Source organism: Pyxidicoccus xibeiensis (assembly GCF_024198175.1).
Taxonomy (GTDB): domain Bacteria; phylum Myxococcota; class Myxococcia; order Myxococcales; family Myxococcaceae; genus Myxococcus; species Myxococcus xibeiensis.
In genome coordinates, this window is sequence record NZ_JAJVKV010000013.1 from 246977 (window position 1) to 273691 (window position 26715).

Sequence of the window (26715 nt, forward strand, 5' to 3'; positions counted from 1 at the left end):
ACAGGGGTGAGGGAGGCGTGATGGGTGTCGACGCGATGACGTTCTACCGGCTCGCGCGCGGGCTGAAGAAGCGGGGAGTTCCCCTGCTGCCGGCCATTCTGCGCAAGGCCATCTACTATCTGCACAGCTCGTACATCCCCGAGGATGCGGACATCGGGGAGGGGACGCAGCTCGGCTATGGCGGCATCGGCGTGGTCATCCACAAGGCCGCGAAGGTGGGGCGCAACTGCCTCATCTCGCAGCAGGTGACCATCGGCGGCCGCTCGGGCCTCGAGGGCGCGCCCGTCATCGGTGACTACGTGCGCATCGGCGCGGGGGCGAAGGTCCTCGGCAACATCAAGATTGGCGACTTCGCCGTCATCGGTGCCAACGCGGTGGTCCTGAAGGACGTGGCCCCGGGCACGGTGGTGGCCGGCGTCCCGGCCAAGGTCATCCGGCAGGACCCGGACCCGCTCACCACGTACCAGCGGGAGATGGGGCTGCTGCCCCAGCGCGCGCCGCTGTCGGCCGTGCCTCCCGCGGCTTCCATGCGGCAGTAGGGAAGGGCGCTACCTCCATGCGAGTGCTCCTCGTCGGGGACTACCCGCCACCGTACGGTGGCGTGGCCATCCACGTACAACAGCTACACGGTTACCTGCGCGGTTGCGGGGTCGAATCCACGGTGCTGGACATTGGAAAGGGCGGCCGGCCGGCTCCGGACGTCCTTCCGATGCGAAGTCCCGCGCGCTTCGCCCTCCAGCTGGCGGGGTTCGTTTCCTCGGGGTGGACGGTGCACGTCCACACCAGCGGCAACAACCCGAAGTCCTGGGTGCTGGCGGGAATGGTGGGCGGGCTGCCCGGCTCACGCTCCGCCCGCGTCATCACCCTGCACTCGGGGCTGTTGCCGGACTACCTGGCGGCCTCCGCGGCCCGGCGCAACTTCGCTCGCGTGGCGCTGGCGGGCTACGCGTGCGTGGTCGCCGTGTCCGGGGCGGTGAAGGACGCGGTGGTCGGGTGCGGCGTGCCCGAGGACAAGGTGGTCGTCCTCCCGGCCTTCTGCGCCTCGCAGGTGCGGCCGGGGACGGTGCCCGCGGTGGTGGAGGCGGCGCGTACGCGGCGCAAGCCGCTGCTGTCCATGGCGCACCACCCTTCGCCCGTGTACGGGCGCAAGCTGATGTTCCGCGCGCTGAAGCTGCTGGCGCAGGAGCAGCCGGACGTGGGGCTCGCCCTCTTCGGCCCGGGGACGGACTCGGAGGAGTTCCTCCGCGACGTCCGCGAGCTGGGCGTGGCGGGGCAGCTGGAAGTGCTGGGCGAGCTGGAGCACCCGGCGGCGCTGGGGCTCATCGCCCGCAGTGACGCGTTCATCCGGCCCACCACGCATGACGGGGACTCCATCTCCGTGCGCGAGGCGCTGGCGCTGGGCGTGCCCTGCGTGGCCAGCGACGTGTGCAAGCGCCCCGAGGGGACGCGGGTGTTCGAGGCTGGCAACGCCGAGGACCTGGCGCGCGGCGTGCGTGAGGCGGTGGCCGCGGGGCCCGCCTACGTCCCGTCGGTGGACGTGGGGCCGGAGCTGCTCGAGCTGTACGCGGAAGCGTCCGGAGAGATTCCTTTCAAGCAATCCGAAGACGAAGTCTTCGACATGGGAGAGACGAGACATGCGGCGCAGTGATGACATGGACCTGGCGCGCCGGTCGCTGCGCGGGCGCGACCTGGTGGTGTTCTCCAACGACTGGGACGGCGACCCGCTGTCCAAGGTCCACATCATGCGGATCCTCGCTCGGGAGAACCGCATCCTCTGGGTCAACAGCATCGGCAACCGCGCGCCGCGCGTGAATGCGCACGACGCGAAGCGCATCTTCGCCAAGCTGGAGAAGTTCACCGAGGGCATCAAGGAGGTGGAGCCCAACCTCTTCGTGCTGTCGCCGCTGGCGATTCCGTTCTACGGCTCGGAGGTGGTGCGCACGGCGAACCGGCACCTGCTGCGGCTCCAGGTCCTGCGGGCCATGCGGCAGCTGAAGTTCAAGAAGCCCATCTCCTGGAGCTTCCTGCCGGCGTCCGCGCCGGTGTCCGGCACGCTGGGCGAGGAGTTCGTCGTCTACCACTGCGTGGACGAGTTCTCCGCCTTCAGCGACACCAACGGCAAGCACATCGCGGAGCTGGAGGAGCGGCTCTTGCGCCGCGCGGACCTGGTCATCACCTCCGCGGAGCGGCTGCGGGAGAACAAGTCGAAGGTGAACCCGCGCACGGTGCTGGTGCGGCACGGCACGGACTTCACGCACTTCGTGAAGGCGTGTGACCCGGCCACGCCCATCCCCGCGGACATCGCGAAGCTGCCCAAGCCCATCATCGGCTTCTTCGGCCTGGTGGCCGAGTGGGTGGACCAGGAGGCCATCATCGCCACGGCCCGCGCCCATCCGGAGGGCTCGGTGGTCATCATCGGCAAGACGACGCCGGACTGCGACGACTCGGCGCTGCGCAAGGAGCCCAACATCCACATGCTGGGCCGCAAGCCGTACGCGGACCTGCCCGGCTACAGCAAGGCCTTCGACGTGGCGCTGATGCCCTTCAAGGTCAACGAGCTGACGCTGAACGCCAACCCGCTCAAGGTGCGCGAGTACCTGGCGTCCGGTCTTCCGGTGGTGTCGTCGGACCTGCCGGAGGTCCGCAAGGTGGGCCTGTGCAAGATTGCCTCGTCCACCGAGGACTTCGTGCGCAAGGTGGATGAGTGCCTGGCGGAAGGGCCCGGCCCCAGCCGCGAGCGCGCGGACAAGATCTTCACCGAGAGCTGGGATGCGCGGGTCGAGGAGATCCGCCACCACGTGGGGGCCGCGCTCGTCGCGGACGGCAAGCCGCTCTAGGACGCGAGCTCAGGCCTCACGGCCCGTCACCATGCGCTCCAGGTGCGCGTAGCGGCGGGCCACGCGCGCGTAGTCGGCCGGAGGAATGGCCGCCTGCGCGTGCGTCCGCGTGAGGTCCGCCTTGGCTTCCAGGTAGTCGTTGCCGCCGCGCTCCATGAGGCGGGCGGCATCCGCGTCGGAAAGGCCGATGGGGATGCCCAGCCGCTCCTGCATCTGCTGGCGCAGGGCGCGGTCCAGCTCGGGCAGCAGCTCGCGCTCCACCTTCGCGCGGCGCATCAGCCAGCCCATGCTGCGCACGTACTCCAGCGCGGAGCGGTGCCGCTCGATGCTCAGCGGCCGGGGCGCGCCGAAGCGCGTGCCCCGGGCCACGACGTAGAGCAGCCCGACGGCCAGCACCTGCGCCACGAACACCCAGATGCCCCGGGAGAGGGGCGGGGGCGGCGCGAGCTGGTGGTGGTACTCGTCGAAGAGGAGCGGGCCGCGCGCGGCCAGGGCGTCCCAGAAGCGCAGGTTGTCGAGCAGCTCGAGGCGGCGGTTCTCCACCAGGTCCGCGCCCGCGAGCACGTAGACCTCGCCCTTGCCGAGCGGCCAGCGCCACACCGCCGCCGCGCCGCCGAGGCCGGCCAGGGGCATGGCGTCTTCGTGGCCCATGCGCAGCCCCCGGTCCTGGGACACGCGCAGGGCGGACAGGTGCCGCAGCGGCCCCACGGCCAGCCACACGTCCGCCGTGGTGCCGCCAGCGTCCGCCAGGTTCGAGCCCAGGCCGCGACTGCTCCCGGGCATCAGCGGCCCCGTCTCCAGCCGCAGCCAGTCCTCCAGCGCGGCCTGGTGCTTTCCGAGCTCGCGCGAGGACAGGTAGACCAGGGTGCCGCCCTGCTGGACGAAGCGGTCCAGCGCCAGCACTTCCTCCTGGGTTACAGCCCGGCCCTGCGGCGCGGCGAGGACCACGGTGCGGGCGGTGGTGGGGAGCGACTCCAGGGACTCGGCATGGGACTCCACCGTGCGCCCACCCTCGCGCAGGTACAGGTAGAGCGCGCGGGCGCCCTGGGCGCCGGTGTTCGCGATGGTGGGCACCAGGGACTCCGGTCCCTCCTCGCGCGTGGACAGGCCCACTGCCAGCGCCAGGGCGATGAGCACTCCGAAGGCCGCGGTGAGCCGGTGGTTCTTCACCGTGACGCCTCCCTGCTCGCCAGGGGCCAGGCCCTTGCGCGGTGCCTGCCAGCATGGCTCCCTGCGCCGGACATCGCGCCCGCCGGTGCGCACGCCTGAGAGGCCGCCGTCATCGTGCGCCCTCCGCCGACAGTGTCCCGTTCAGGTGCTCCACCGCCGTCACGAAGCGCGCCGCCTCTTCCGTCGGCACGGGCGCCAGCGAATAGAAGGCCCGGTCGTACCAACCCACCAGCCGCTCCACCTCGCTCACCACCGGCGCGGGAGCGCCCCGGGCCGGCAGCTCCGCCGCCAGCTCGCGGTTGGTCTTCACGCGGTCGGGCCGCGCCAGCCGCCGCTGCTCCAGCGCGGACAGCAGGCCCAGCAGTCCCTCGCGAATCGCCTCGCGCGCGTCGCCCGTCAGCGCGGCCCGCGCCCGTCGCAGGTGCTCCCCGGGCGAGTCCAGCACCAGGGGCGCAGCGGCGGCCGGCAGCGCTTCGGGTGCGGTGACCTTCCGTCCGCGCATCGCAACGAGCTTCAGCACGGCCCACAGGATGACCGCCAGCCCCAGTCCCAGCATCACCGCGCGGGTGGCGACCGCGAACTCCTGGGCCTCCCGGGACTCGAAGAGGCCCTCCAGCCACGCCTCCACCTCGCGCATCAGCCGCTTCAGCAGATCTCCGTGCCGCTGGCGGGCCCGGGCGAACTCCGGCCGGTCGAGGATGGCCTTCAGGCGCTCCGGCTCACTGGCGGGCGCCGCCACCGCCGAGGCCCGGTCCGCCTCCTCCAGCGCACAGGCCCGCTCCAGGAAGCCTGTCACCTGCCGCGCGCGCTCGGGAGCCGAAGCGCCCTCCTCCTCGGGAGGGAGCGGCATGCCGCCCATGCGCATGGCCACGCCGCTCACCAGCGTCGGGAGCTCCGAGGGCTGGCTCCTCGCCGTCTCCTCCAACAGCCGCGTGGTGGCCTCGCGCTCGGCGCAGGGCACGGCGGCCAGCAGCATCAGCAGGGACAGGCTCGGCACGAAGGGCTCGCGTGGGAAGAGGGCGTCAGACAGCCAGCGTGGTGGCCGGCGGCGAAACCGGCGTGCCTTCCAGCCGGCGCTCCAGGTCCAGCGCCTCCCGGCGCACGCGCATGTCCAGATAGAAGAGGGAGCAGAAGACGAAGTAGAGGGGCGTGAAGCACGACTGCGCCACCACCTGCACCAGCTCCGCGGGCACCAGCAGGAACTGCGGCGTGCGCGCCATGGTGCCCGCGTCGAACGGGCTGCCATACGGCGCCATCACCGCCCACGAGGGGATGCCGGAGACGAGCTGCACCGAGATGAGGATGAAGCTCACCACGGTGTAGAGAATCATCGCGCGCACCAGCACGCGGCCCAGGAAGCCCGGCCCCACGCGCCCGGACAGCAGCTCTCCCGAGCGCTTGAACGTGTCCCACGCGCCCAGGTCCTCCATGGCCAGCACCGGGGGCAGCAGCAGGAAGCGCAGGAAGAACCAGAGCATCGCGCCCACGAGCCCGAGGAGGGCGAGCGGAGCCGCCACCACGGCGAGGATGACGGCCAGCGTATTGGAGCCCGTCACCGCCGCCCCGGCCGCCAGTCCACCGATGAGGGCTCCGGGCGCCAGCATCAGCACCGTCATCAGGGCCCCCCACGCCATCGCGATGAGGTACGCGGCGGACAGCGTGCCCAGGCGGGAGAAGGCGCGGCGCAGGCAGTCCGCCGGGCGCGCGGACTCACCGAAGTGCACGCCCACCACGTACCGGGCGGCCGCGGTGGTGGCCAGCCAGTAGCTCCAGAAGAGGAAGACGATGAGGATGACCCACAGCCCCATGGAGACGCTCGCGTCGCCCAGGACGGCCGCGGGGTTCTCCTGCGCGCGAGCCTGCGCATCCGGCCCGTAGAGAGCCGGGGCCAGCCGCTGGACGCCCAGCATGGTGGACTTCGTGGCGATGTAGTTCACCAGCGAGAAGCCGAAGCTCAGCACGAAGAGGGGCTTGAGATGGCCGCGCCAGAAGGTGGCGGCTCGGTCGATCATCTCGCCCATGGCGAGGGGGCGCAGCTCGGGGACGGCGGAAGGAGTGCTCACGGGACGCGCAGCATAGCCCGCGCCGGGCATGCGGCCAGCAGGGTCCGCGCCGCCTCCGCCGGATCCTCCGCCTCCAGCACCGCGGAGATGACGGCGAAGCCGGCCGCGCCACGCACCGCACCTGCCCGCTCGGGGGTGATGCCGCCGAGCGCCAGCGCGGGGCAGGGCAGCACCGCCGCCAGGGCCTGGAAGCCTTCGGGGCCCAGCGTCGCGCGCGTGTCCCCGGGCTTGGAGCCGGGCGCGAAGACCGGGCTCACCAGCGCCAGGTCCGCTCCGCTGGCCGCCCGCGCCTCGCCGACGTCGTGCACGGCCACGCTGACGAGCCGCTCCGGGGGCAGGTGGGGGCGCACGTCCCGGGGCGTGGGGCCGTGGGCGGGCAGGTGCAGGTGCGCACCCACCAGCAGGGCCACGTCCAGGCGGCCGTTGACGAACAGTGGATTGCCGTGCTCCGCGCAGAGCGCCGCGAGCTGGCGGGCTTCCTCCAGGAAGCGACGCCCGGTGGCTTCGGGGTGACGGTGCTGCACGGCCACCTCGGGGCCCGCCTGCAGGGCCCGGGCGAGCGCCCCCAGCAGGCGCCCGGGGGGCAGGCGCCAGTCGGTGATGACGACCAGGCGGGGAAGGCTAGTGGTGGACGAGCCCATCGATGGGGCTGGACGCGGAGCCGTACGCCTTCCGGGGGATGCGGCCGGCGAGGTACGCGTCGCGGCCCGCCTCCACGGCCTTCTTCATGGCCACCGCCATGCGCACCGGGTCCCGGGCGCCGGCGATGGCCGTGTTCATCAGGATGGCGTCCACGCCCAGCTCCATGGCGATGGCCGCGTCCGACGCCGTGCCCACGCCCGCGTCCACGATGACGGGCACCTTCACCGTCTCCAGGATGAGGCGGATGTTGTGCGGGTTGCGGATGCCCAGGCCGCTGCCGATGGGCGCCGCCAGCGGCATCACCGCCGCGCAGCCCGCGTCCTCCAGCTTGCGCGCGGTGATGGGGTCATCACTGGTGTACGGCAGCACGGTGAAGCCCTCCTTCACCAGGATGCGCGCCGCCTTCACCGTCTCCTCGACGTCCGGATAGAGCGTCTTCTCGTCGCCGAGCACCTCGAGCTTCACCCACTTGCTCATGCCCAGCTCCTCGGCGAGCCGGCAGGTGCGCACCGCGTCGTCCGCCGTGTAGCAGAGCGCGGTGTTGGGCAGCAGGCGCAGGCGGTTGCGGTCAATCCAGCTCATCAGCGACGCCTCGCCCGTGGCCTTCAGGTCCAGGCGCCGCACGGCCACGGTGATCATCTCCGTGCCGGACGCCTCGTGGCAGCGCTTCATGACTTCGTGGCTGGGGTACTTTCCCGTGCCGAGGATGAGGCGCGAGCTGAAGGTCACCCCCGCGAGGGTGAAGGGCTTGTCCTGGATGCTCATGTCGGTCTCCTAGCCGCCACCGACGAAGGTGACGATCTCCACGCGGTCCCCGGGCTGGAGGTGGTGCTCGGGGTGGCGCGCGCGGCGCACCACCTCCGCATTCACTTCCACGGCCACGCCGGGACCGCCCACCTGAAGCGACTCCAGCAGCGCCGAGAGGGTGACGCCCTCTGGCACCTCGCGCGTCTCTCCGTTGACCCAGACCTGCACGGCGTCACGGCTCCTTCCGACGGGACCTGGGCACGGACTACAGGGGGCCTCCCGCGCTGTCAACGCGCTCTCCACGGGAGTGCGGCCGCCCACGGTGGTTCCCGGCGCCGGGCGGGAGGGACCTGGGCTGCCCTCCATGTGAACGCGCGTTCCCACACGTCGTGCGACTCCGGACATTGTTTCCGCCATCAGCAGCCAGGCAGCCGGGCGCCGTGCCTCCGGGCCGGTCCCCCTAAGGCATGGCACGCCGATGACAACCCCTGTCCAAAGGGCGGAGCCACCCTCACTTTCTGTCCAACGCCGGGGAGCAGGTTCTCCGGCCACCAAGTGAAAGGGACACGAAAATGCGCAAGCTCATGATTGCGGTCACCGCAGTGGCGGGTCTGGCGATGGTTCCTGGTTGCAAGCGCGACAACGTCGAGTCCGAGCGCCAGGACGTCGCCGAGGCTCAGCAGGAGGCGAGCCAGACGGCGGCGGAGGCCCAGCAGGAGGCGAGCCGCGAGTCGGCGGAGGCCCAGCGGGAGGCGCAGGAGGAAGTCGCTGGTGCCCAGCAGGAAGCGCGTGAGGACATCGCGGGCGCGCAGAAGGACGTCCAGGAGGAGCGCGAGGACCTGGCCCAGGCCCAGCAGAACCGCAACGAGGACCTGGCCGAGGACCAGCGTGAGCTGAACGACGACCTGGCCACGGGCGGCTCCGGCACGGCCGGCGCGGCTGCCGCTGTGCCCACCAGCGTCAACGGCCGGGTGCTCTCCACCGGTGGTGACTCGCTGACCGTCGTCGACACCAGCAACAACAAGCAGCTGAAGCTGAAGACGAACGACCAGACGCGCATCATGCAGAACAACGCGCCGGTCAAGCTGGACGACATCACCGAGGGCAGCCAGGTCCGCGCTTCCTACGTCATGGAGGGCAAGGACATGGTGCTCCGTGAGCTGACCGTGAACAAGCCGGCCCAGAAGAAGGAGTAGGCCTCACGGCGCAGGGGGCGGCGCGTTTCCTCACGGGTCGCTCCGGGACGGCTCCTGCTTCGGCGGGGGCCGTTTCCTTTTTATCCCCGAATCCGTGCTGGGAGGTCGGGAGGGTGTGTCGGACGTGGGTGGTAGGAGGGACCCGTGAGGTTTTCTCACGCCTTCCCAACCCAGGGGAGGACTTCCTGCCCAGGAGGCATATGGCCACCCACCCCGAGCAGCCCTCTTCCAAGCCCTTCATCCTCTTCACCGCCGGGGCCACCTCTTATGAGCTGGTCCGCTTCCTCGTCCCCCGGGGACCCGGGGAGATGCTGCTCGCCCGCAGGCACTACGCGGACACGCCCGGGGACCTCGTGGTCATCAAGCGGCTGCAGGACGCCGGGGATGCGCTCGGCCGCGCGCGCCTGCGCGAAGAGGTGAAGCTGCTGATGCGGCTCAGCCACCCCTCCATCGCCCAGGTGTTCCTCGTGCGCGTGCACGAAGGCTCGCCCCACCTGGTGATGGAGTACGTGGAGGGCCAGAGCCTGGAGACGCTGACCAGCTTCGCGGCGCTGCGGCGGCGGCCCCTGTCGGAAGCGTTCGCCGCCTACGTGGGCGCGGAGGTCGCGGACGCGCTCCACCATGCGCACACCCTGGAGGACGGGCGCGGCCAGCCGCTCGGCATCGTCCACCGGGACGTGTCCCCGCGCACGCTGCGCCTGGACGTCCATGGCCGCGTGAAGCTGTCGGACTTCGCCATGGCGTGGGCGAAGCTGCCGGGCCGCGTGGGCACGGAGGCCCATGTCGTCCGGGGGGACGTGGCCTATGCGTCTCCGGAAGCCCTCGCGCGCCAGCCCCTGGATGGGCGCTCGGACCTGTTCTCCCTGGGCGTGGTGCTGCTGGAGCTGCTCACCGGGCTGCACCTGCTGGACCTGGAGGACGTGGAGCGCGCCGCGCTGGCGCTGGGGCCCCTCCCGGAGGCGGAGGCCCTGCGCGCGGAGGTGCCCAGCTGGCTGCCCGCGCCCCTGATGGCCACGCGCATGGCGTGCGTCTCCCCGGAGCACGTGGAGCGCGCCACCCAGGGCGCGTCCGGCCCCATGCGAGCCATCCTCCGGCGGCTGCTCCGGCGTGAGCCCTCCGAGCGCTTCCAGTCGGGCCTGGAGCTGCGGGACGCGCTGCGCGCGGTGCTGGGCGGGCTGGGCTACGCCTACGGCCCCCGGGAGGCCGCGCTGGAGGCCGCCCAGGTGCGCCGGGACGTGCGGGCCCGGCGCAGGGCCGCGGACGTGCTGCGCTGGGAGGACTCCGCCCGGCCGGAGGCCCTGTCACGCGCGGCGCCGCCCCGGGACACGTGAGCGGGAGCGGCCTCGTGTCGGGCACCGGGAGGGTGGATGCGGGTGGTGCTTGTCTCGCGCTCCCGGCCGGGCAGACTGCCGTGCATGGGTGACGTGAAAGAGCTCCACCAGCGCTGGTGCATCGCGGACGGACACGCGGACTCCCTCATGTGGAACCGCGACCTGTGTGCCCGCTCCGAAGAAGGCCATGTGGACTTCCCCCGCCTGCGGGAGGCGGGCGTGAAGCTGCAGTGCTTCACCATCGTCACGCGGGGCTTTCCCTTCATCGGAGGCTTCCCGGTGTTCGCCGCGTGGCGGGGCTGGCCCCGCGAGGCCCGCGCCAGCGAGTGGACGCGGGCCCTCTGGCAGATTGAGCGCATGGAGGAGTTCTGCCGCCGCTCCGGGGACGCGGCGCGCATCACCACCACCGCGGCCGCGCTGGAGGACAACCTCGCCCACGGGCGGCTGTCCGCGGTGCTGGGCGTGGAGGGGGGCCATGCCATCGAAGGGAAGGTGGAGCGGCTGGCGGAGCTGCACCGGCGCGGGGTGCGCTTCATGGGCCTCACCCACCTGTCCAACAACGACCTGGGCGGCTCCTCGTTCCCGATGATGGGCAACCGGGGGCTGACGACGCTGGGCCAGGAGGTGATGGAGGAGATGGCCCGGCTGGGGCTGAGCGTGGACGTGGCCCACGCCTCCGAGAGCACGCTGGAGGACCTCTTCGCCCACCCCACCGTCCGGTACTTCTGCTCCCACACCGGCGTGCGGGCCGCGGGCGGCGGGTGGCGCAACCTCTCGGACGCGGCCCTGCGGCGCATCGCGGACCGGGGTGGGGTGGTGGGCATCATCTTCGCCCCCGTGTACCTGGGTGGGGACTCGGTGGATGACGTGGTCCGCCACATCGAGCACGCCGTGGACGTCATGGGCGAGGAGGGCGTGGGGTTGGGCTCGGACTATGACGGCATGGTGCCGCTGCCCAAGGGCATGAAGGACGTCACGGACCTGCACCTGCTCACCGAGGCCCTGCTGCGCCGCCATCCGGAGTCCTGGGTGGAACGCGTCCTGGGTGGAAACTTCCGGCGTTTCTTCCAAAGGACACTGGGTGGTTGACCGGCGGCGGGACGCCCGAAATATTGGCCGGAAGTCATGAACCGCTCCTTCTACGTCGCCGTGTCCCTGGTTGGCTCCTTCCTCCTCGCTGGTTGCGGCCAGAGCGCCGGAGACAGCTGCGAGGGCAGCGGCTTCATCTGTGAGGAAGACACCCGCGCGCTGGAGTGCCGGGGCGGAGTCTGGCGGGAGATTCCCTGCAAGGGGCCGCTCGGCTGCCGTGAGTCGGACGACTCCGTGCGCTGCGACACGTCGCGCAACGCCGCCGGGGACGCCTGCGCCTCCAGCGCCGAGGGCACGGGCAGCTGCGACGAGGCGGGCAGGGCCATCCTGGAGTGCCGCCAGGGCGTGCTGGTGGAGACGGCCACCTGCTCCTCGTGCACGGAGTCGGGCGGCCAGGTGACCTGCCAGCCCTGAAGTCCTGAGCCTGGGCGGGCCTGCTCGGGACGGGCCCGCCGGGGTGTCAGGATTCCCCGGCGGGGCCGTGTGCTAGCCTGGGAGTGCCGCTCGCGGGACTCCGATGCGACTTCCGATTCAAGCCTTTGGAGCCTGACCCGCTGGTCGTATCCCTCTTCCCCGAGCGGCGCTTCCGTCCCATTCCGGCTGCCCGGAGAGGAAGTGCCAACGATGGCCGCGGTGATGGAGCTCCGCCTCGAGCAGGTCGCCCGCGAAGACCTGGTGATGTTCGTCAACGCGTGCTTCTCCTGCACCGGCCAGCGGGAGTTCTACGGTGACGCGCGCGGCCAGTCCGTCTCCATCGAGTTCCTGCACCAGTACATCCTGGGCAACTACCGCCGCCTCTACGCGCGCACGCTCGCGGCCGGCATCAACCACTTCAACCAGGCGCAGATCGTCCTCAACCTGCTGGCCGCCGGCAGCCCCGCCACGGTGGAGGACCGCCGGGAGGAGGGCGCCCTCATCGCCGCGACGCTGCGGGCCCTGCCGCCCCCGCGCGCCTGGCGCGTGCTGGAGTCCCTGCGCGCACGGCGCATCAACAACCGCCGTGCCCGCGCCATCGCCCGTGAGTACGTGGCGGGCCGCGCGGACCTGGCCTTCGACGCGGTGAAGTACCGCTCCAAGCTGCGCGCGACGGTGGCACATGCGCACGTGAAGCTGGAGGGAGAGCTGGGCCCATTTCTCGTCCACGGCTGGAAGAAGCGCGAGTACACCCAGCCCCTGCTGGAGGCCTTCCGCAAGGCGCACTACACGCAGGAGGCCATCTACGCGCTGCCCTACACCGTGGCCGAGGGCCTGGCGGTGAAGCACGGCATCCCCCGGGACGTGTTCCTGCGGCGAATCGAGCCGCGCCTCACGGCCGGGGAGCGGCTGCGCCTCCAGGAGTCCGCGGCGCGCTCCGGCGGCACGGCGCCCGCGGTGGACCTGGAGCGCGCCTCGCTGACGAAGCTGGCGCTCTACGTGCTGGCGCTGAAGCCGGAGGCCCGGCGCGAGCGGCGCGAGGAGCTGCACCAGGCCCTGTCGCGGTCCGCCGCGCGGGTGCTGGGCCGGGCGCCCGTGTCCCTGGGCCGGGTGGCCGCGGTGCTGGACGACAGCTACTCCGCCTCCGGCTCCCTGGAGAAGCGCCGCCGGCCGCTGGGCGTGGCGCTGGCCGCGCACTACCTGCTGTCCGCCGCGTCCCGCGAGTACCGCGCCTTCTGGACGTGCCCGGTGGAGGACCCCGTCCTCGTCGCCGCGCGCGGGCAGTCGGACCTCGCCACGCCGCTGCTGGACGCGCTGGCCTGGGGCGCGGAGCTGGTGGTCATCGTGTCCGACGGCTACGACAACGACCCGCCGAAGGCCGTGGCCGAGCTCACGCGCGTCTTCCGCCAGAAGCTGGACCCGGCGCGCCGCACGGCGCTGGTGCATGTGAATCCGGTGTTCGACGCGGAGGAGTACGCGCCGCGCTCCTTCGGGACGGCCGTCCCCACGGTGGGTGTGCGCGAGGCGGAGGACCTGCCCACCGTGCTGGGCTTCGCGCGGTTCGCGGAGGGCGCGGCGTCGCTGGCGGAGCTCGAGAGCTACCTCTCCGCGCGCGTGCGGCAGGTGCTGGAGCGCGACGCCCGCCGGAGGCAGCGCGTGGACGGGGCCGAGCTGGCTCCGGTGGAGGAGGGCGGATGAAGGCGGATGCACGACTCCTCCAGCGGCTGGAGCCCGCCGGGCTGCGGCTGGCGCCGTCCCAGGTCTGGGCTGGCATCCGCCTGGTGCCGGTGCTGCGCGACACCGTGCGCAGCGACCTGCGCTTCGCGCGGCGGACGTACGATGACGCCTTCACGGTGGTGTCATTGGACGGCGAGCTGCAGGCACCCGGCCTCGAGTACTGCTCGTACATTCCCCATGGCATGGTGGTGAGCTGGGCCAACAAGCAGGCCGATGCCGTCTTCGGCACGCAGCTCCACGCCCCGGATGGGAAGCGCGTGAAGGTGGGCCCCTTCTCCGTCCGCCTGCTGCACCGCATGGTGCACCGCGAGGACCGCCACCAGCTGCGCATGCTGCCGCTGCACCTGGCCATGGAGGGCTTCCTGGCGCTGCACTTCGGAGGGCCGGACGTCGCGTGGTCGGAGTACTCGCGCCAGGCGTTGTCCCACGGGCTGAGTCCCCGCTTCGAGAGCTCGGTGCCGGGGTGGGCCAGCTCCGCGCTCGACGGCGCGCTGCGCACCTTCGAGATTCACGAGAATCAGGTGGGGCTGCTGCTGTTCAACGCGGACGTGCTGCTGTCCGCCTTCGTGGTGGCCCACCCGGAGGACTACCGCGCGCTGCACCGCCCGCTGCTGGAGGATTTCTACGGGGACCTGCTCCTCCAGTACGGCTTCCTCGGTGGGGCGCCGGAGCTGGAGGTGCGCCTGGACGACTCGCGCGTCGCCAGCGTGGAGGACCTGCGCGCAGAGGTGTCGCGCATGCGGACGGACTGGGCGGACTTCCATGGCTTCATGGCCGGAGCGCTCTTCGGTGCCGAGGTGTCGTCCGAGCGCATCTACGACGCCGGCCCGTTCCTCCTCCAGCGCTTCCACACGAGCCTGCGTCCCTCGGAGGAGAACCACCTGGGCGAGGCCATCGTCGCGGAGGACGGCGCGCTGATGTACCTCAAGACGTACCGGCTCTCCGCGGCGCAGACGCGGCGGGCCTACCTGCTCCAGCAGCTCGCGAGCGCGGGCTGGAAGCTGGCGGACGCGGCCGAGCGCCTCGGCGCCACCCAGGACGACCTGGTCGTCCGCCTGGACAACGCCGGCTTCGGCTACCTCCTCAAGGAGCACGTCCTCGAGGAGGCCCGGCGGCGGCAGCGGCGCTGAGGGCCGCTATTCCTTCGGCGGTTCCTTCGGAGGCTCTGGCGGCGCGTAGCCACCCGGGGCCATGCGCTTGCCCATCCGCTGGTACGCCTCCGCGGACATGCCCTGGACGCCGGTGCCGTCAATCCAGCGGTTGTAGAAGTTGAAGAGGGCGCAGACGCTGACGGCGTCGTAGATGGCCTCGTCCGTCCAGCCTGCCGCCTTCAAGCGGCCGATGTCCTCCCGGCCCACCTCCGACGAGCGGTGGTTGAGCGTGTCCACGAAGGCGAACAGCGCCTTCTCGGCGTCGGAGATGGGGGCCGAGCCCACGTCGTCCAGCACCGCGTTCACCACTTCCGCGCTGCCCAGCAGTTCCGCCGCGACCGCGGCGTGAGAGCCCATTCAAAATCGACATTCGTTGCCGCGTGACGTGTACGCGGCGATGAGCTCCCGCAGGCCGGCGGACAGCGGAGAGGGGCCTCGCATCACCTCGTGGGTGAAGCGGGACAGGGCCTCCGTCATCTTCGGCTTGTATGCGAACAGGTGCCAGATCTGCGGAACCGGAGCGCCCGCCTCACGGGCCATGCGAATCATCCGGCCGTAGTGGCCGTCGGACTCGTGGTCCTCCACGTCCTTCAGGTACATGCGTTCCACGGTGTCTCTCCTGGGGGCTGGCGGACTCCGCCCGATGCTCGCACGGCGTGGAGGCCGCGGCCAGCACGGCTCAGAGCGACGACAGGAAGCCGTCCAGCACTGAGTTGAACCGCTCCGGCTGCTCCTGGTTGGACAGGTGGCCGGCGCCGGGAATCACCTCCAGCCGCGCGCCGGACACGAGGTCCGCCATGGCCCTGGCCTTCTCCAGCGGCGTAATCGCGTCGTGCTCGCCCACCACCACCAGCGCCGGGCCGGCGTAGCGCGCCAGCATGTCCTTGCTGTCCGGCCGAAGCGCCATGCCCCGCTGGGCCGCGGCGACGCCGGCCTTCGAGGCCGTGCGCATCATCGCCGCCACCTCGCGGCCCGCCGGTGAGTCCGGGCCCGAGGCCACCAGCTTCGGCAGGAGCGTCTGGACGAGGGGCTCCACGCCCTGCTCCAGCGCCTCCTTCGCGGAGGCCTCCCGCCGTGCCTTGCCCGCCTCGTCGTCCGCGGTGGCCTGGGTGTCCACGAGCACCAGCCCGCGCACCCGGCCCGCGTCCTCGCGCAGCAGGGCCATGGCCGCGTAGCCGCCCATGGACACGCCGCCCACCACCACCGAGTCGAGCTTCAGCGAATCCAGCAGCGCCAGCGCATCCCCGGCGATGCGAGACATCTCCGTGGGCCCGTCACCGAGCCCGCTCTGCCCGAACCCGCGGAGGTCCGGGACGATGAAGCGGTAGCGGCCCGACAGCGCCTTCACCTGCGCGTCGAACGCGCCGCCATGGAGGGGAAACGCGTGCAGCAGCAGGACGGGAATCCCCTGGCCCTCGTCCCGGTAGTGCAGGGGGACTCCATCCACGGTGACGGTCAGCATGGTCTTCCTCCGCGAGTCGTCAGAGCCACTGCTTGTGCTTGAACCAGAGGACGAGCGCCACCGGGAACCCGATGATGGTCGCCCACATCGCGTAATAGAAGCCCCGGGTCGACAGGGCCTCGAAGTTCTGCCCGAAGAAGCCGACGATGAACGACAGCGGCAGGAAGAGGGTGGAGAAGATGGTGAGCTGCTTGGTGATGTCGTTCGTCTTGTTGGCCACCATGGAGAGGTAGCCATCAATCACGTTGCCCACGATGTCGCGGCCCGCGTCGATCTGCTCGTACAGCCGCACCAGGTGGTCGTACACGTCGCGGAAGTAGAGCGTGGACTTGTCGCTGATGTTGGTGATGCCCCGCCGCGACAGCTGCCCCACCACGTCCCGCTGGGGCGACAGCACCCGGCGGAACGTCACCAGCATGCGCTTCATCGCGAAGATGCGCTGGAGCTGCGCCTTGTCCACCTTGTCGAAGATGGCAATCTCCAGGTCCTCCAGCTCGTCGCTGAACGCGTCCAGGATGGGGAACTGCGCGTCCACCAACCCGTCCGACAGCATGTAGAGGACGAAGTCGGTGCCCCGCTCCAGCGTCGCCTTCGGGTCCTCCTTCACTCGCTTGAGGACCGCCTCGAAGCCCACGAAGGGCAGCTCGTGGACGCTGATCAGCCATTCCTGGGCGAGGAAGAAGTGGTGCTCATGCAGCGTGAGGTCGCACACGTCCTTGCTGGCGGTGGTGAAGCCCTGGAGGACGATGAACTGGTGGTTGGGGTATTCCTCCAGCTTGGGGCGCTGATCCAGGTGGAGGCAGTCCTCCACGGCCAGCTTGTGCAGGCCGAACCGCTCCGCCACCCGGCTCATCTCCTCCTCGGTCGGCTGCTGCACGTCGACCCACTTCCGACCCTCCTGCGAGAGGAGCTCCTCCCCCCCGCTGACCACCTGACCGTCTTTCAACAGACAGACCTGGATCATCCCGTAGCACTCCCCAAGAGGCGGCCCTGCCTGAAACCGAGTGCTAGAACTCCCCCGCGCGGAAGTCGAGCGCTAGTAGAGTGTGCGTCCCGTGTCCGAAGCCGCTGATACCACCCTGGCCTCCCTGTCTCCGAGGCTCGAAGAGATCCTCCAGACCCTCCCCGACCGTGCGTTCGCCGGCCGGCTGCGAAAGGTGTATGCCGCCGCGGCCCAGGCCATTGCCCGGCTGAGCGACCTGGACCTGGTGAAGTACGAGACGCCCATCGTGGACTCGTCTCCCGACCTGTCGCTGTGGGAGGAGATGGCGCCCGTCATCCGCGACACGGTGATGGACGTCAACGCGCTGCTCAACGTCATCCGCGAGCAGTTCCCGGTGCAGCCGCTGGGCGGCATCGCGGACACGGTGAGCCGGGCGGCGAACGAGGCCGGCCCGGCCCTGGACGGCGTGGATGACCCCTCCGGCCTGCTCCAGGAGGCGATGCACCAGCTCGCGCAGGGCGTCACCCAGCTGGGCGAGGCCATGCGCAACCCGTCGGTGGTGAGCGACCGGTGGACGCTGCTCTCGGAAATCCAGCGCTTCCGGGCCCGCTTCCGCGAGCAGATGAGCAACCTCGTCTATGAGTCGGTGAGCACCTTCGGCGAGGTGACGCGCGCCCAGGTGGTGCCCGGCTACGAGGCGGAGGTGAAGGCGGCGGTGACGGTGCGTGCCATCACCTCCGACCTGGCCCGCATCATCGCCGCGCGGCTCAAGAAGGTGCGCGACGCGGAGCCCGAGGACGTGCAGTGGAACGCGCAGCAGCTCCAGACGGAGCTGGACGCCTTCGGCCGCACGGCCGCGTACCGGAACCTGCGCGCGCAGGACAAGCGCCACATCGTGGAGATGCGCGCGGAGGTGGGCCGGCTGTCCATCCTCCCCAACCCCGGCAGGGTGGACCTGGTCACGGTGGTGGAGGAGCTGGAGGCCTTCGTGCGCGGCCTGTCGGGGGTGAACAACCGGCAGGTGCTCATCATCCATGACCGCGAGGTCTGGGCCTCCTGCGGCGTGAGGCTGGAGCGCGCGCTGTCGCTGCTGGGCTCGGACCCCGCGGGGGCCGCCCGGGCGCTGGCGGAGGCGGCCGGCAGCGCCCAGTCCCTCTACGGACGGGACTCGGAGCTGGACGCCTTCCTGCGCAAGGCGCGCAAGCTGCAGATTGCCCAGCTCTCCGGGCCGGAGCTGCGCTCCACCATCGAGACGTTCCAGGGCCTGCTGGCCCAGCTGGACGTGATGTGATGCCGGCGGCCAGGACGTCGGACGCGCCGCGCCCGCTGCGCGCGGCGGACCTTTCCCGGGTGCAGGGCGTCTTCACGGACGTGGACGGCACGCTCACCACGGGGCACCGGCTGCGCGCGGACACCGTGCGAGCGCTCGAGCGCCTGTCCGAAGCAGGCCTGCGCGTGGTGCTGGTGAGCGGCCGGCCGGCGGGGTGGGGCGAGGCGTGGGCGCGGCAGCTCCCGGTAGACGGCGTCATCGTGGAGAACGGGGGGCTGTTCTTCCTGCGAGGGGCGCGGGGGCGGCTGCGGAAGGTGTACGCGGAGGGGCCCGCCGAGCGCGTGGCCAACCGGAAGCGGCTCCAGGCCGAGGTGGGGCGAGTGCTCCGCAAGGTGCCGGGGGCGCGGCTGTCGCTGGACAGCGCGTACACGGAGGTGGACCTCGCCGTGGACTACAACGAGGAGGCGCGGCTGGGAGACGCCGGGGCCTCGCGCATCGAAGAATTGCTGCACGCTCGCGGGGTGACGGCGGTGCGCTCGTCGGTGCACGTCAACTGCTGGCTGGGCCGGTTCGACAAGCTGAGCGCGGCGCGGCGCTTCGCGAAGGTGGCGTGGGGCGAGACGCTGGAGCCCGGGGACGGGCGCTACGTGTACGCCGGGGACTCTTTCAACGACGCCCCGATGTTCAAGGCATTTGCGCTGGGCGTGGGCGTGGCCAACGTGCGAGACGTGCTGGACCGCATCGAGTCGCCGCCCGCTTTCATCACCCGGGCGCCCGAGGGGCGGGGCTTCGAGGAGCTGGCGCGCGCCATCCTCGCCCGCCGGGGCCGTGCGGCCCGTGAGGAGTGACACCGTGAATGTCGTGAAGCTGGAGCTGGCGCGAGGACTGGGGCGCCACCTGCGCGCCGGGCACCCGTGGGTGTTCCGCAAGGCGCTGGAGCACGTGCCGAAGATTCCGGCCGGCGCGGTGGTGGACCTGACGGAGAACGGCAAGTTCGTGGCGCGCGGGTACTACGACCCGCACTCCGCCATCGCCGTGCGCGTGCTGACGCGAGACCCGCGCGAGGCGGTGGACGCGGCCTTCATCACCCGGCGGGTGCGGCAGGCGCTGGCCGAGCGCACGTCCCTCATCGACCTCACCGACACGGACAGCTACCGCCTGATTCACGGCGAGGGGGACGGGCTGCCGGGCGTGGTGGTGGACCTCTACGCGGGCTGGGCGGTGATGAAGCTGTACTCGGCGGGCCTGACGCCGTACCGCCCGCTCATCATCGAAGCGCTCAAGGCCGGAGTGCCGGGCCTCAAGGGCATCCTAGGCCGCGACGAAGTGGGCCGCGACGACGTGGACGAGGACGAGGGCCGCGGCTCGGGGCGCATGCTGTACGGGCACGAGGCGCCGGAGCTCATCCCCATCCGCGAGCGCGGGGCGACGTTCCTCGTGGACGCGTGGAAGGGCCAGAAGACGGGCTTCTTCCTGGACCAGCGGGAGAACCGCTACCTCATCCGGCGGCTGGGGAAGGGCCGGGACGTGCTCAACTGCTTCAGCTTCAGCGGGGGCTTCTCGGTCAACGCGGCGCTGGGCGGGGCCAACAGCGTGTTCTCGGTGGACCAGGACCCGGATGCCATCGCGCTGGCCCGCGAGAACTTCACGCGCAACGGGCTGCCCGCGGAGAAGCACGACTTCCTGGCGGCGGATGTCTTCAAGATCATCCAGTCCTTCAAGGAAGAGGGCCGCACGTTCGACCTCATCATCCTGGACCCGCCGGCCTTCGCGAAGACCCAGCGCGCGGTGCAGGCGGCCATCGACGGCTACGCGTCGCTCAACCGGCAGGCGCTGGGCATCCTGCGTCCGGGAGGGCTGCTGGCCACGGCGTCCTGCTCGGCGCGCGTGACGCCGGACGACTTCATGGGCGCGGTGCGTGAGGCGGGCTTCAAGTCCGGCGTGGACCTGGCGCTCGTGGAGGAGCGCTACCAGCCGCCGGACCACCCCGTGCGCCTGCAGTTCCCCGAGGGGAAGTACCTCAAGTTCTACGTGCTGCAGTCGGTGTAGCGCGGGACGCAAGCGGGCGGGCTCGGAAGCTCTCGAGCCGCGCCCGTGGCGCTTTCAGTACTCTAGAAGCGGCCCTCGCGCGCCTCGGAGAACGGCACGCGGTGGTTGAGGTACGTGTCCGTCAGGCCGTGGGCGCCGCTGAACATGTTCTTCTCGGAGAAGTAGTGCACCTTCGCGCCCTTGCCGGCGTCGCGGATGAAGTCCAGCGGGCTCTTGCCGCTGCCGCCGATGCCGAAGAGGGTGGGGACGATGTCCTTGTCGTTGACGTAGTGCACGTAGTTGGGGCCGTCCGGGTAGGTGGCGGCGGCGGCGCCGAACGTCTCCACGTTGATGTGGCTCATGGCCTTCTCGACCTGGGCCTTGGACATCCCATCTTCGATGCGCATCCGGTTCGCCACGTCCTTCAGCGCCCGCGAGGTGACGAGGCCGCCGTGGCTGTAGCCCACCAGGTGCACGTCCCGGCCCGCCTTGAGCTCGCCGTAGATGGTGTCCGCCAGCGTGTCCACGGCCGGGTTGGTGCCCTTGCCCAGCTTGTCCTTCACGCACTGGATGAGGTCGGAGACCACGCCCTCGGTCGCGTTGTGCACGCCCAGGGTTCGCATGCCCGTGCGGTCCGCGAGCGCCTGCAGCTCACGCGCCTGCCCGTCCTTGTCGGTGGCGATGCCGTTCGTGTAGATGACCGTGGCCTTCGCGTCCGGGTTGTTCTTCGGCGTGAAGGCGGGAATCTGGTCCAGCGGCGTGCCGGGCTCGAACGTCTGGCCGCCGGCGCCCACCAGCTTGCCGTCGTACACCTTGTCCTTCGCGCCCTTGGGCGCGGTGAACACGCCGGCGACCGTGTCCGCCTTGGCGGCGGCGTTCTCGAAGCCGTCCACCACGCGCTGGCCCACGTTCTGCGCGGTGTTCTTCACCGTGTTCGTGGCCTGGGACACCCCCGTCTGGGCACGCTCCACGGTGTTCTGCGTGGTGGTGCCAAGCTTCGAGATGAGGCTCCGGCCGCGATCGATGATGCTCATGCTGGGGGGCTCCTGCGGACTGCGGGGATGGGCGCGAGACGCCGTTTCCCCATTGTCACCTGAATCCCTGGAAAGTTGCGTGGGGGAGGAAGATTCCGGGTTGACGCGCGGTGTCAGGGGACACGTCGCTGGAGGGCCTCCCAGGCGGGGAGGTCGTCGGGGTGGGGGGGCACTTCGAAGTTCGTCGCTTCGACGAGCCTCCCCGGGGCGGAGAGGTCCTCGCCAGCCTCCCTCCGCCAACCACTTCCGGCGCACTCCGGGCAGGTACTCCCGCCAGTCTGCCCCGTGCCGCGGCACCGTTCGCACAGGGCATACCTGGCGATGACGAGGAAGCCCTTACCCTCGTCCGCGACGTAGATGAGCTGGCGCAACCTCCGCTCCGGGAGGTCGGGGTCGATGTCGCTCAGATAGAAGGCATGCAGTTCCCCGAGGCGGGGATGGGCGTGGTTCTCGTAGCGGAAGGCGGTCCGCGCGGCCACGAGGTCCGCCTTCGGCTCATTCTCCTCGCGCCACGCCCTGTCTGGAATGACAGGCCGCTCAAGGGGAGGGGCTACGCCGGGTCCGCACAGCTCGGAGAGCGCGGAGAGCTCGTCCGTGAAATCCCCATGGTGGCGCGCCGCATACTTCATCACCTCCGTGTCGTACTCCTGCACGAGGTACCGGGTCATGAACTGGGTCACCGGTTTCACCATGGTCCTGCTCCTCTTCGGGGGCCCGCGGCTTCAACGCCAGACTGCCTGGCGACTCATTGCTGCCGTGAGCGCGCATCATCCAGCAACTGCCTCAGATGCTGCCAGCGGGCCATGACCTCGGGTTCAGCCAGGGCCCGCTGGATGGCCTCGACGAGCGCCGTGATGAGCGTGTCGAGCTGGCTCTGGAGCGCCGGAGGGAGGGCCACGGGTTCGGCGGGCCGCCGTTCTTCCGCAGCCGGGGCGGCCGGTCCCCGGGGCCCGGTGCCCAGCACTCCCCCCGCGGCGACATCGACCGCCTCGGAGACGCGCTGGAACCGGGGCATCAGCGCGAGATGAGGCTCCTGTCTCCCCGACGCGGCGATCAGCGCCGCCCGCTGGTCGGGCGGCAGCGACTCGGCGAAGTTGAAGGCGAGCGCATAGGCGCTGGCGTAGGTCTGCGACTGGGTCGTGATCTCTGCGGGCGTGGGGACGAGGAACCGCTCCACCGCCGCCGTGGGAATGCTCGCCTCCGGAAGCGAGGCGCTGAACTCCTCGGGAGGGAGCTGGGTGCCCGCTGGCGTGTCCAGCAGATTCCGCCGCAGCCGGCTGCCCTCCGCGCCCTTGATGCCGAACAGGGCGCCGGGGCTGCTGAGCACCCTGTTTCCCCGCTCGTCCGTCCGGAACAGGGGCTGTTGCTCTCCCTGGGCATCTGGATGGGACAGGTCGGGTCTGTCGAACAGGTTCTGTTCGCCGTGCTGCGCGAGGATGAGCAGGTTGGGCTCCGTCGGGTAGATCATCCGCGGCAGGTGTTCCGCGACCGCCCGACGGAGGATCTGATCGATGTAATGGGCGAACTGCGTCAGCTCTCGCGTGATGGGACTGTCGTGTGAGAGCCCGGAGAAGTTGTAGCCGCCCGCGACCAGGAGGGGGTGTCGTCCCAGGGCCGCGAGGAGTTCGTCGTACTTCTCCAGAACCCCCTGGCCGCTCTGGACGCGGAGGCCGACGGCGTCCGGATCCGTGACGTGGATGTAGACAGGATCATTGGCGCGAGCCAGCAGTCGGATCTGTTGCTGGATCTCCGGGCTGGTCACCACCTCTTCCCGGAGCAGGCCGTAGGGGATGTTGCGGGTGCTGCTTCCAGGAAACGCGCGTTCCGTGCGCAGGACCTGCTGCTTCTGCTCTTCGGGAAGGCGGGCGAAGGACTCCCGGACGACATGGATGTCGACGGGAGCGCTCGGAGGCTGCCCCGGGCGCGTGCTCATCTGCCAGCGCGGCTGCCAGAGGAAGCCGAAGGCATCCACGTTCATTTCTGGAGGCATGGCCACGGAACCCACGCCGCTCTCGACCCGGGCAACGACGTCGTCGCGGTTCAGGCTCTCCATCAGGTTGATTCCAACGACGGCGCTCATGCGCGTGCCGGCCTGGTGCTGTCCGGGCTCACTCCAGGCCTCCGTGGCATAACGCCGGGCGATTTCCGCGGTGGGTGCTCCAGGAACTCCCGTTACCGCGATGGCGTAGCCCGGCCTCCTGTCGGTCGCGGGCACCTGGGCGGGAGTGAAGCGCTGAGAGCGACGGGCGGAGCTGAGGCGCGTCGTGGCACCTCCCCTCCCGGAGGGCTGGACGAGGCCGAAGCGGCTGGCGAAGTCCTCGGACGTTCCCAGGGGGGCAGACGGCGCGGGGCCTTCGCGGAGGACGCATTCGGCGTCGACGTGGACCGTCGGAGCGGCCTGGCCGCTGGCGCCGCCCGCGCGTTCGATATTCGCGGGGAGGGCCGGGAGCTGGGTCCAGCGGTATCCCGTGACGCCGCTCCCCGAGATGACGGGTAGGAACCGACGGGTGTTCGGATTGACGACCTGCCTGCCGATGAAGCCGTAGACGCCGTGCTGACCCAGTCCTTGGTGGGGCTCGTCGAACAGGGTGAACAGCTCGCGGAGCACGGCCTGCAGGTCCACCTCCGCTCGCTCGGTCTGCGCGTCCGACTCCGCGGCCTGGCGGGCCTCCTCGGGGGCTGGCCGCTGGAGGGCCTCCTGGGTCTCCTGCACCGCCTCGTTGGCTTCCTGCTGGGTGATGCCGAGCTTCGTCTCGGCCTGACCGAGCAGCTGCTCCGCACGAGTCCGGTTCGTGCGGTCCTCCCGGCCCTCCACGGAGGTCACCAGCAGGCTCGGGCTCTGCTGGAGCGCTCGCCGCCAGTCCCGGAGCTTGTCGGTGACCGGGCCCGCGCTGCTGGCCACCATGACGTTCGCGGTCCGGCCCTGGACGTTGATCCACAGCCGGTGGCGCTCGCCGCCCGCGCTGAACTGGAGCGTCTCTCCAATCTCTCCATCTCCCGCCGCCCGTTCGCCCGGGGGGGCGGCCCCACGTTCCCGGCGGAACATCCCCCGCACCCGCTCGATGAGCCCGCGGAGGGCCGCCTCGATGCGCTGGCGCACGCTGGTGATGATCTCCTGCACCCTGTCGCCGACGTTGCTCAGCCCCAGCAGCTTCGCCAGCAGGTCGATGGCCAGCGGCACCAGCCCCGCGAGCACCGTCTCCACCGAGTCCATCGCGGGGCCCAGGCTCCTCCGGGCAATCTGCGAGATGCTGCCCACCACCGCCCGCGCCACGCCCGCGATGCGCTCCAGTTGGTCCCTCACGAAGGTATAGACGTTCCACGCCGTCAGCAGCGCCTGGACCAGCGCTCCCACCGGGGTGAACAGGGTGGCCAGCCTCATCACCGCCGCCTCCACCACCTCCGTCATCAGCCACTGCTGGAGCCCGCCCACCACGGTGTCCCACAGGTCGCCCAGGCTCTCCTGGATGCGCTCCCACAGGGCGGAGAAGCCACCCTCCAGCAGCGTCTCCAGGTAGCTCCACGCCGCCTCCAGGCGCTCGACGTTCTCCTCGCCGATGACTCGCGCCGCGAGGGCCCGGATGCCCTGGCGGTCCAGCCCGAGCACCTGGAGCACCAGGCTGAAGACTCCCGCCAGGTCCAGCGTCTCCGGCAGGGTGATGCCCCGCAGCGCCCCCGTGAGCCACTGCACGAAGCCGCGCTGGAGGTGCGTGAGGAAGTTGCGTGAGAACTGCCGCACGCCCCCCACCACCGCGTCGATGAGGTTGGAGAGGAAGTCTCCGGGCGCGTCCAGGATGAGGCTCAACGTCTCCATCGCCGAGCCGATGAAGGCGTTGAACTCCTCCGGAGAGATGCCCGCCACCTTCAGCGCCGCGTCCAGCATCATCCGCAGCACCTCGGACCAGTCTCCCGTGAGCGCCGCCTGTACCACCGTGAGCGCGAAGCGCGCCGCGGCCTGGAAGGCCGCCTGGATGGACTCCAGCCCCCGGCGGACCGCGTCGCACAGCGCCGCGACTCCCGCCTTCAGCCGTTCGCCCAGCTGCCGCACCTTCTCCCGCGCGAAGGTCACCGCCTCGTCGATGAAGGCGCTCAGCCGCGCGGCCAGCTCCGGGAACACGCTGCCCAGCAGGTCCCGCACCGCCCGCTGCAGGAAGGCTCCGAAAGCGGCGATGGCCTCGCTGATGAACGCCACGGCCGCGTCGATGATCGCCGTGGCGAACGCCCGCGCCGCGTCCAGCAGCACGTTCACCGCCTGGCGGACGGCGTCGAAGACGGCGGTGATGGCGTCCGTCAGCGCCTCCACCAGGTCCGCGAGCACGTCCACCGCCTCTTCCCACCAGCTCCGGTCCTCGGCCTCCCGCTCCGCTTCGGTGCGCAGCCGCTCCGCTTCGCCCTCGCCACGGGCGACCTCGTCCCGGGCCTGGCGCCCGGTCTCCGCATAGCGAGCGTCGATGCGGCCCTCGTCCTCGCTCACCCGGGTGTCGATTCGCTGGCGCTGCTCCGCCCGCTGCGTCTCCACCTCCGTCTCGACGCCGGCCAGCGCCTCCTGCTGCGCTTCAACCGTGTTCCGTCGCTCCTGGTCGATGCGCTCCCGCTGCTCCGCGACGTGGGCTTCCTGCTCGGACTGCGCCTCTCCGGACAGACGCCGGGACTCCGCGTCCGCGCGCGCCAGCTCGTCCGCACGCGCCGCGTCCCGCTCCGCCGTCGCCGCCTCCAGCTCCGCCTGGGCCCGCGCCGCGCTCGCCGCCATCGCCCCGTGCTGGTCCTCGTCGAACGCTGCCTGCACCTCTGGCGGCAGGCCCTGTTCCACGAAGACGGTCATTCCCTCGACTGGCGCCGTCTCCGCGCTGGCGGGCGCGGGGGGCTCGCCCGCGAGAGAGAAGGACTCATGCAGCGTGAGCGGCTGGACCTGCTCCGGGCCCGGGCCCTCCACCACCGCCCGGCGTGCCTCGCGGGTGGCCGCTCCCGCCTCGTCCAGCATGTGCTCCGCCTGGTCATCGGCGCGTGCCGGGTCCGCGCTCCCCTCGAGCGGCACCGCGGGGGCGGGCCCGGGGGACACCGGCACGTCCTGGCCCTGAGACTGAGCCGCGTCCAGCATCGCCTCCACCGTGCGCTCCCGCTGCGCGGGCGTGGCCGACACCGTCAGGCGCTCGCGCGTCTCCCGCTCCGACACCGGGGCGGGGGCTTGCGCATGCTGCGCCGTCGCTTCCAGGTCGGGCGAGGGCGGACGAGGGCCCTCGCCGGCCACGGGCCGCCCCGCTTCCCCGGTGGGGGCTCGCAACCCGCCGGACCTGGCGGGCGTGGCGGACTGCTCACCTGACAGCTCGGCGCTCACTGCTGGCAGCGACTGGTCGAAGCTGGAGGACTCCGCCTGGAGCTCCCCAGACAGCGCGGTGCCCAGCGTCGCGAACTCCAGGGCCTTCCGTGACGGTGGGGCCTCGGCGAAGCCCGCCAGGGCCCGAGGCGTGCCGCTCTCGGCGGCGGCGGGTGCCGCGCCCTCCGGTCCTCCAGGGGGGCCCGAGGCCCGGGCCTGTCGCGCACGGCGGACGAGCGCCGCGTTGCCGAGCGCCGCCTGCGCATCCGCGCTCACGCCGGCCCTTC

General features: G+C 71.2%; 25 protein-coding genes. 12 read left to right on the top strand and 13 right to left on the bottom strand.

The genetic code is table 11. The annotated features are described in order from the left end of the window. Positions 1–20 precede the first annotated feature (20 nt). The 3 genes from LXT23_RS39180 to exoP are packed head-to-tail and all read left to right on the top strand — an operon-like array spanning position 21 to position 2837. Positions 21–539 carry a serine O-acetyltransferase gene (locus tag LXT23_RS39180; RefSeq protein WP_253985558.1) on the top strand — a complete coding sequence of 173 codons (519 nt, stop codon included), beginning with the start codon at positions 21–23 and terminating at the stop codon, positions 537–539. A 17-nt stretch (positions 540–556) separates the two neighbouring features. After that, complete coding sequence (locus LXT23_RS39185; protein ID WP_253985559.1) at positions 557–1648, top strand: glycosyltransferase family 4 protein; 1092 nt, start codon at positions 557–559, stop codon at positions 1646–1648. Beyond that, positions 1635–2837 (top strand): spore coat polysaccharide biosynthesis glycosyltransferase ExoP, encoded by a 1203-nt coding sequence (gene exoP, locus LXT23_RS39190; protein ID WP_253985560.1) that lies wholly within the window; start codon positions 1635–1637, stop codon positions 2835–2837. Before LXT23_RS39185 ends, exoP begins: the two co-directional genes overlap by 14 nt. Before the next feature lie 9 nt (positions 2838–2846). Here exoP and LXT23_RS39195 read toward each other — a convergent pair whose 3' ends face one another. From LXT23_RS39195 to thiS, 6 genes are all read right to left on the bottom strand, one after another. Continuing rightward, on the bottom strand, positions 2847–4007 hold the full coding sequence (locus LXT23_RS39195) for a DUF4350 domain-containing protein (RefSeq protein WP_253985561.1): 1161 nt from the start codon (positions 4005–4007) through the stop codon (positions 2847–2849). Between the two features lie 109 nt (positions 4008–4116). Continuing rightward, a complete protein-coding gene (locus LXT23_RS39200; protein WP_253985562.1) occupies positions 4117–5004 on the bottom strand; it encodes a DUF4129 domain-containing protein in 888 nt (295 codons plus the stop codon). Positions 5005–5029: 25 nt separating this feature from the next. Next, entirely contained in the window at positions 5030–6070 is a 1041-nt protein-coding gene (locus LXT23_RS39205) for a hypothetical protein (RefSeq protein ID WP_407692941.1), read from the bottom strand. Next, entirely contained in the window at positions 6067–6711 is a 645-nt protein-coding gene (locus LXT23_RS39210; RefSeq protein WP_253985563.1) for a thiamine phosphate synthase, read from the bottom strand. Before LXT23_RS39210 ends, LXT23_RS39205 begins: the two co-directional genes overlap by 4 nt. After that, on the bottom strand, positions 6692–7477 hold the full coding sequence (locus tag LXT23_RS39215; protein ID WP_253985564.1) for a thiazole synthase: 786 nt from the start codon (positions 7475–7477) through the stop codon (positions 6692–6694). Before LXT23_RS39215 ends, LXT23_RS39210 begins: the two co-directional genes overlap by 20 nt. A gap of 9 nt (positions 7478–7486) precedes the next feature. Further along, the gene (thiS, locus tag LXT23_RS50500) at positions 7487–7687 is read right to left on the bottom strand and encodes a sulfur carrier protein ThiS (protein WP_253985565.1); all 201 of its coding nucleotides are present in this window, start codon (positions 7685–7687) and stop codon (positions 7487–7489) included. Positions 7688–8031: 344 nt separating this feature from the next. On the opposite strand from thiS, the gene LXT23_RS39225 reads away from it, so the two are divergent. The 6 genes from LXT23_RS39225 (at position 8032) to LXT23_RS39250 (ending at position 14356) form a co-directional block, all read left to right on the top strand. Continuing rightward, positions 8032–8655, top strand: coding sequence for a hypothetical protein (locus tag LXT23_RS39225; RefSeq protein WP_253985566.1), 624 nt, complete (start codon positions 8032–8034; stop codon positions 8653–8655). A 200-nt stretch (positions 8656–8855) separates the two neighbouring features. Beyond that, positions 8856–9986, top strand: coding sequence for a serine/threonine-protein kinase (locus LXT23_RS39230; protein WP_253985567.1), 1131 nt, complete (start codon positions 8856–8858; stop codon positions 9984–9986). Between the two features lie 84 nt (positions 9987–10070). After that, positions 10071–11075, top strand: a complete 1005-nt coding sequence (locus LXT23_RS39235; RefSeq protein WP_253985568.1) for a dipeptidase — start codon at positions 10071–10073, stop codon at positions 11073–11075. A gap of 36 nt (positions 11076–11111) precedes the next feature. Then, complete coding sequence (locus LXT23_RS39240) at positions 11112–11489, top strand: hypothetical protein (protein ID WP_253985569.1); 378 nt, start codon at positions 11112–11114, stop codon at positions 11487–11489. A gap of 210 nt (positions 11490–11699) precedes the next feature. Next, a complete protein-coding gene (locus tag LXT23_RS39245) occupies positions 11700–13187 on the top strand; it encodes a hypothetical protein (protein ID WP_253985570.1) in 1488 nt (495 codons plus the stop codon). Further along, positions 13184–14356: an ARPP-2 domain-containing protein gene (locus tag LXT23_RS39250; protein WP_253985571.1), complete on the top strand. Its 1173-nt coding sequence runs from the start codon at positions 13184–13186 to the stop codon at positions 14354–14356. The genes LXT23_RS39245 and LXT23_RS39250 overlap by 4 nt, the downstream gene beginning before the upstream one ends. 6 nt (positions 14357–14362) lie before the next feature. Here the strand turns inward: LXT23_RS39250 and LXT23_RS39255 are convergent, their stop codons facing one another. From LXT23_RS39255 to corA, 4 genes are all read right to left on the bottom strand, one after another. Continuing rightward, positions 14363–14734, bottom strand: a complete 372-nt coding sequence (locus LXT23_RS39255; protein WP_253985572.1) for a carboxymuconolactone decarboxylase family protein — start codon at positions 14732–14734, stop codon at positions 14363–14365. After that, positions 14735–14977, bottom strand: a complete 243-nt coding sequence (locus tag LXT23_RS39260) for a carboxymuconolactone decarboxylase family protein (RefSeq protein ID WP_253985624.1) — start codon at positions 14975–14977, stop codon at positions 14735–14737. 79 nt (positions 14978–15056) lie between these two features. Further along, positions 15057–15839: an alpha/beta fold hydrolase gene (locus LXT23_RS39265; RefSeq protein WP_253985573.1), complete on the bottom strand. Its 783-nt coding sequence runs from the start codon at positions 15837–15839 to the stop codon at positions 15057–15059. A gap of 19 nt (positions 15840–15858) precedes the next feature. Continuing rightward, positions 15859–16803 carry a magnesium/cobalt transporter CorA gene (gene corA / locus LXT23_RS39270; RefSeq protein WP_253985574.1) on the bottom strand — a complete coding sequence of 315 codons (945 nt, stop codon included), beginning with the start codon at positions 16801–16803 and terminating at the stop codon, positions 15859–15861. Positions 16804–16885: 82 nt separating this feature from the next. On the opposite strand from corA, the gene LXT23_RS39275 reads away from it, so the two are divergent. From LXT23_RS39275 to LXT23_RS39285, 3 genes are read left to right on the top strand one after another with little or no spacing between them, the layout of a single operon-like run. Continuing rightward, positions 16886–18073, top strand: coding sequence for a hypothetical protein (locus LXT23_RS39275; RefSeq protein ID WP_253985575.1), 1188 nt, complete (start codon positions 16886–16888; stop codon positions 18071–18073). Then, entirely contained in the window at positions 18073–18900 is an 828-nt protein-coding gene (locus tag LXT23_RS39280) for an HAD-IIB family hydrolase (protein ID WP_253985576.1), read from the top strand. Before LXT23_RS39275 ends, LXT23_RS39280 begins: the two co-directional genes overlap by 1 nt. 4 nt (positions 18901–18904) lie before the next feature. Continuing rightward, positions 18905–20101 (top strand): class I SAM-dependent rRNA methyltransferase, encoded by a 1197-nt coding sequence (locus LXT23_RS39285; RefSeq protein WP_253985577.1) that lies wholly within the window; start codon positions 18905–18907, stop codon positions 20099–20101. A gap of 62 nt (positions 20102–20163) precedes the next feature. Here the strand turns inward: LXT23_RS39285 and LXT23_RS39290 are convergent, their stop codons facing one another. The 3 genes from LXT23_RS39290 to LXT23_RS39300 form a co-directional block, all read right to left on the bottom strand. Continuing rightward, positions 20164–21114, bottom strand: coding sequence for a hypothetical protein (locus tag LXT23_RS39290; protein ID WP_253985578.1), 951 nt, complete (start codon positions 21112–21114; stop codon positions 20164–20166). Positions 21115–21227: 113 nt separating this feature from the next. Then, positions 21228–21806 (bottom strand): DnaJ-like cysteine-rich domain-containing protein, encoded by a 579-nt coding sequence (locus LXT23_RS39295; protein WP_253985579.1) that lies wholly within the window; start codon positions 21804–21806, stop codon positions 21228–21230. Positions 21807–21859: 53 nt separating this feature from the next. Then, positions 21860–26704: a hypothetical protein gene (locus tag LXT23_RS39300; RefSeq protein ID WP_253985580.1), complete on the bottom strand. Its 4845-nt coding sequence runs from the start codon at positions 26702–26704 to the stop codon at positions 21860–21862. Positions 26705–26715 lie beyond the last annotated feature (11 nt).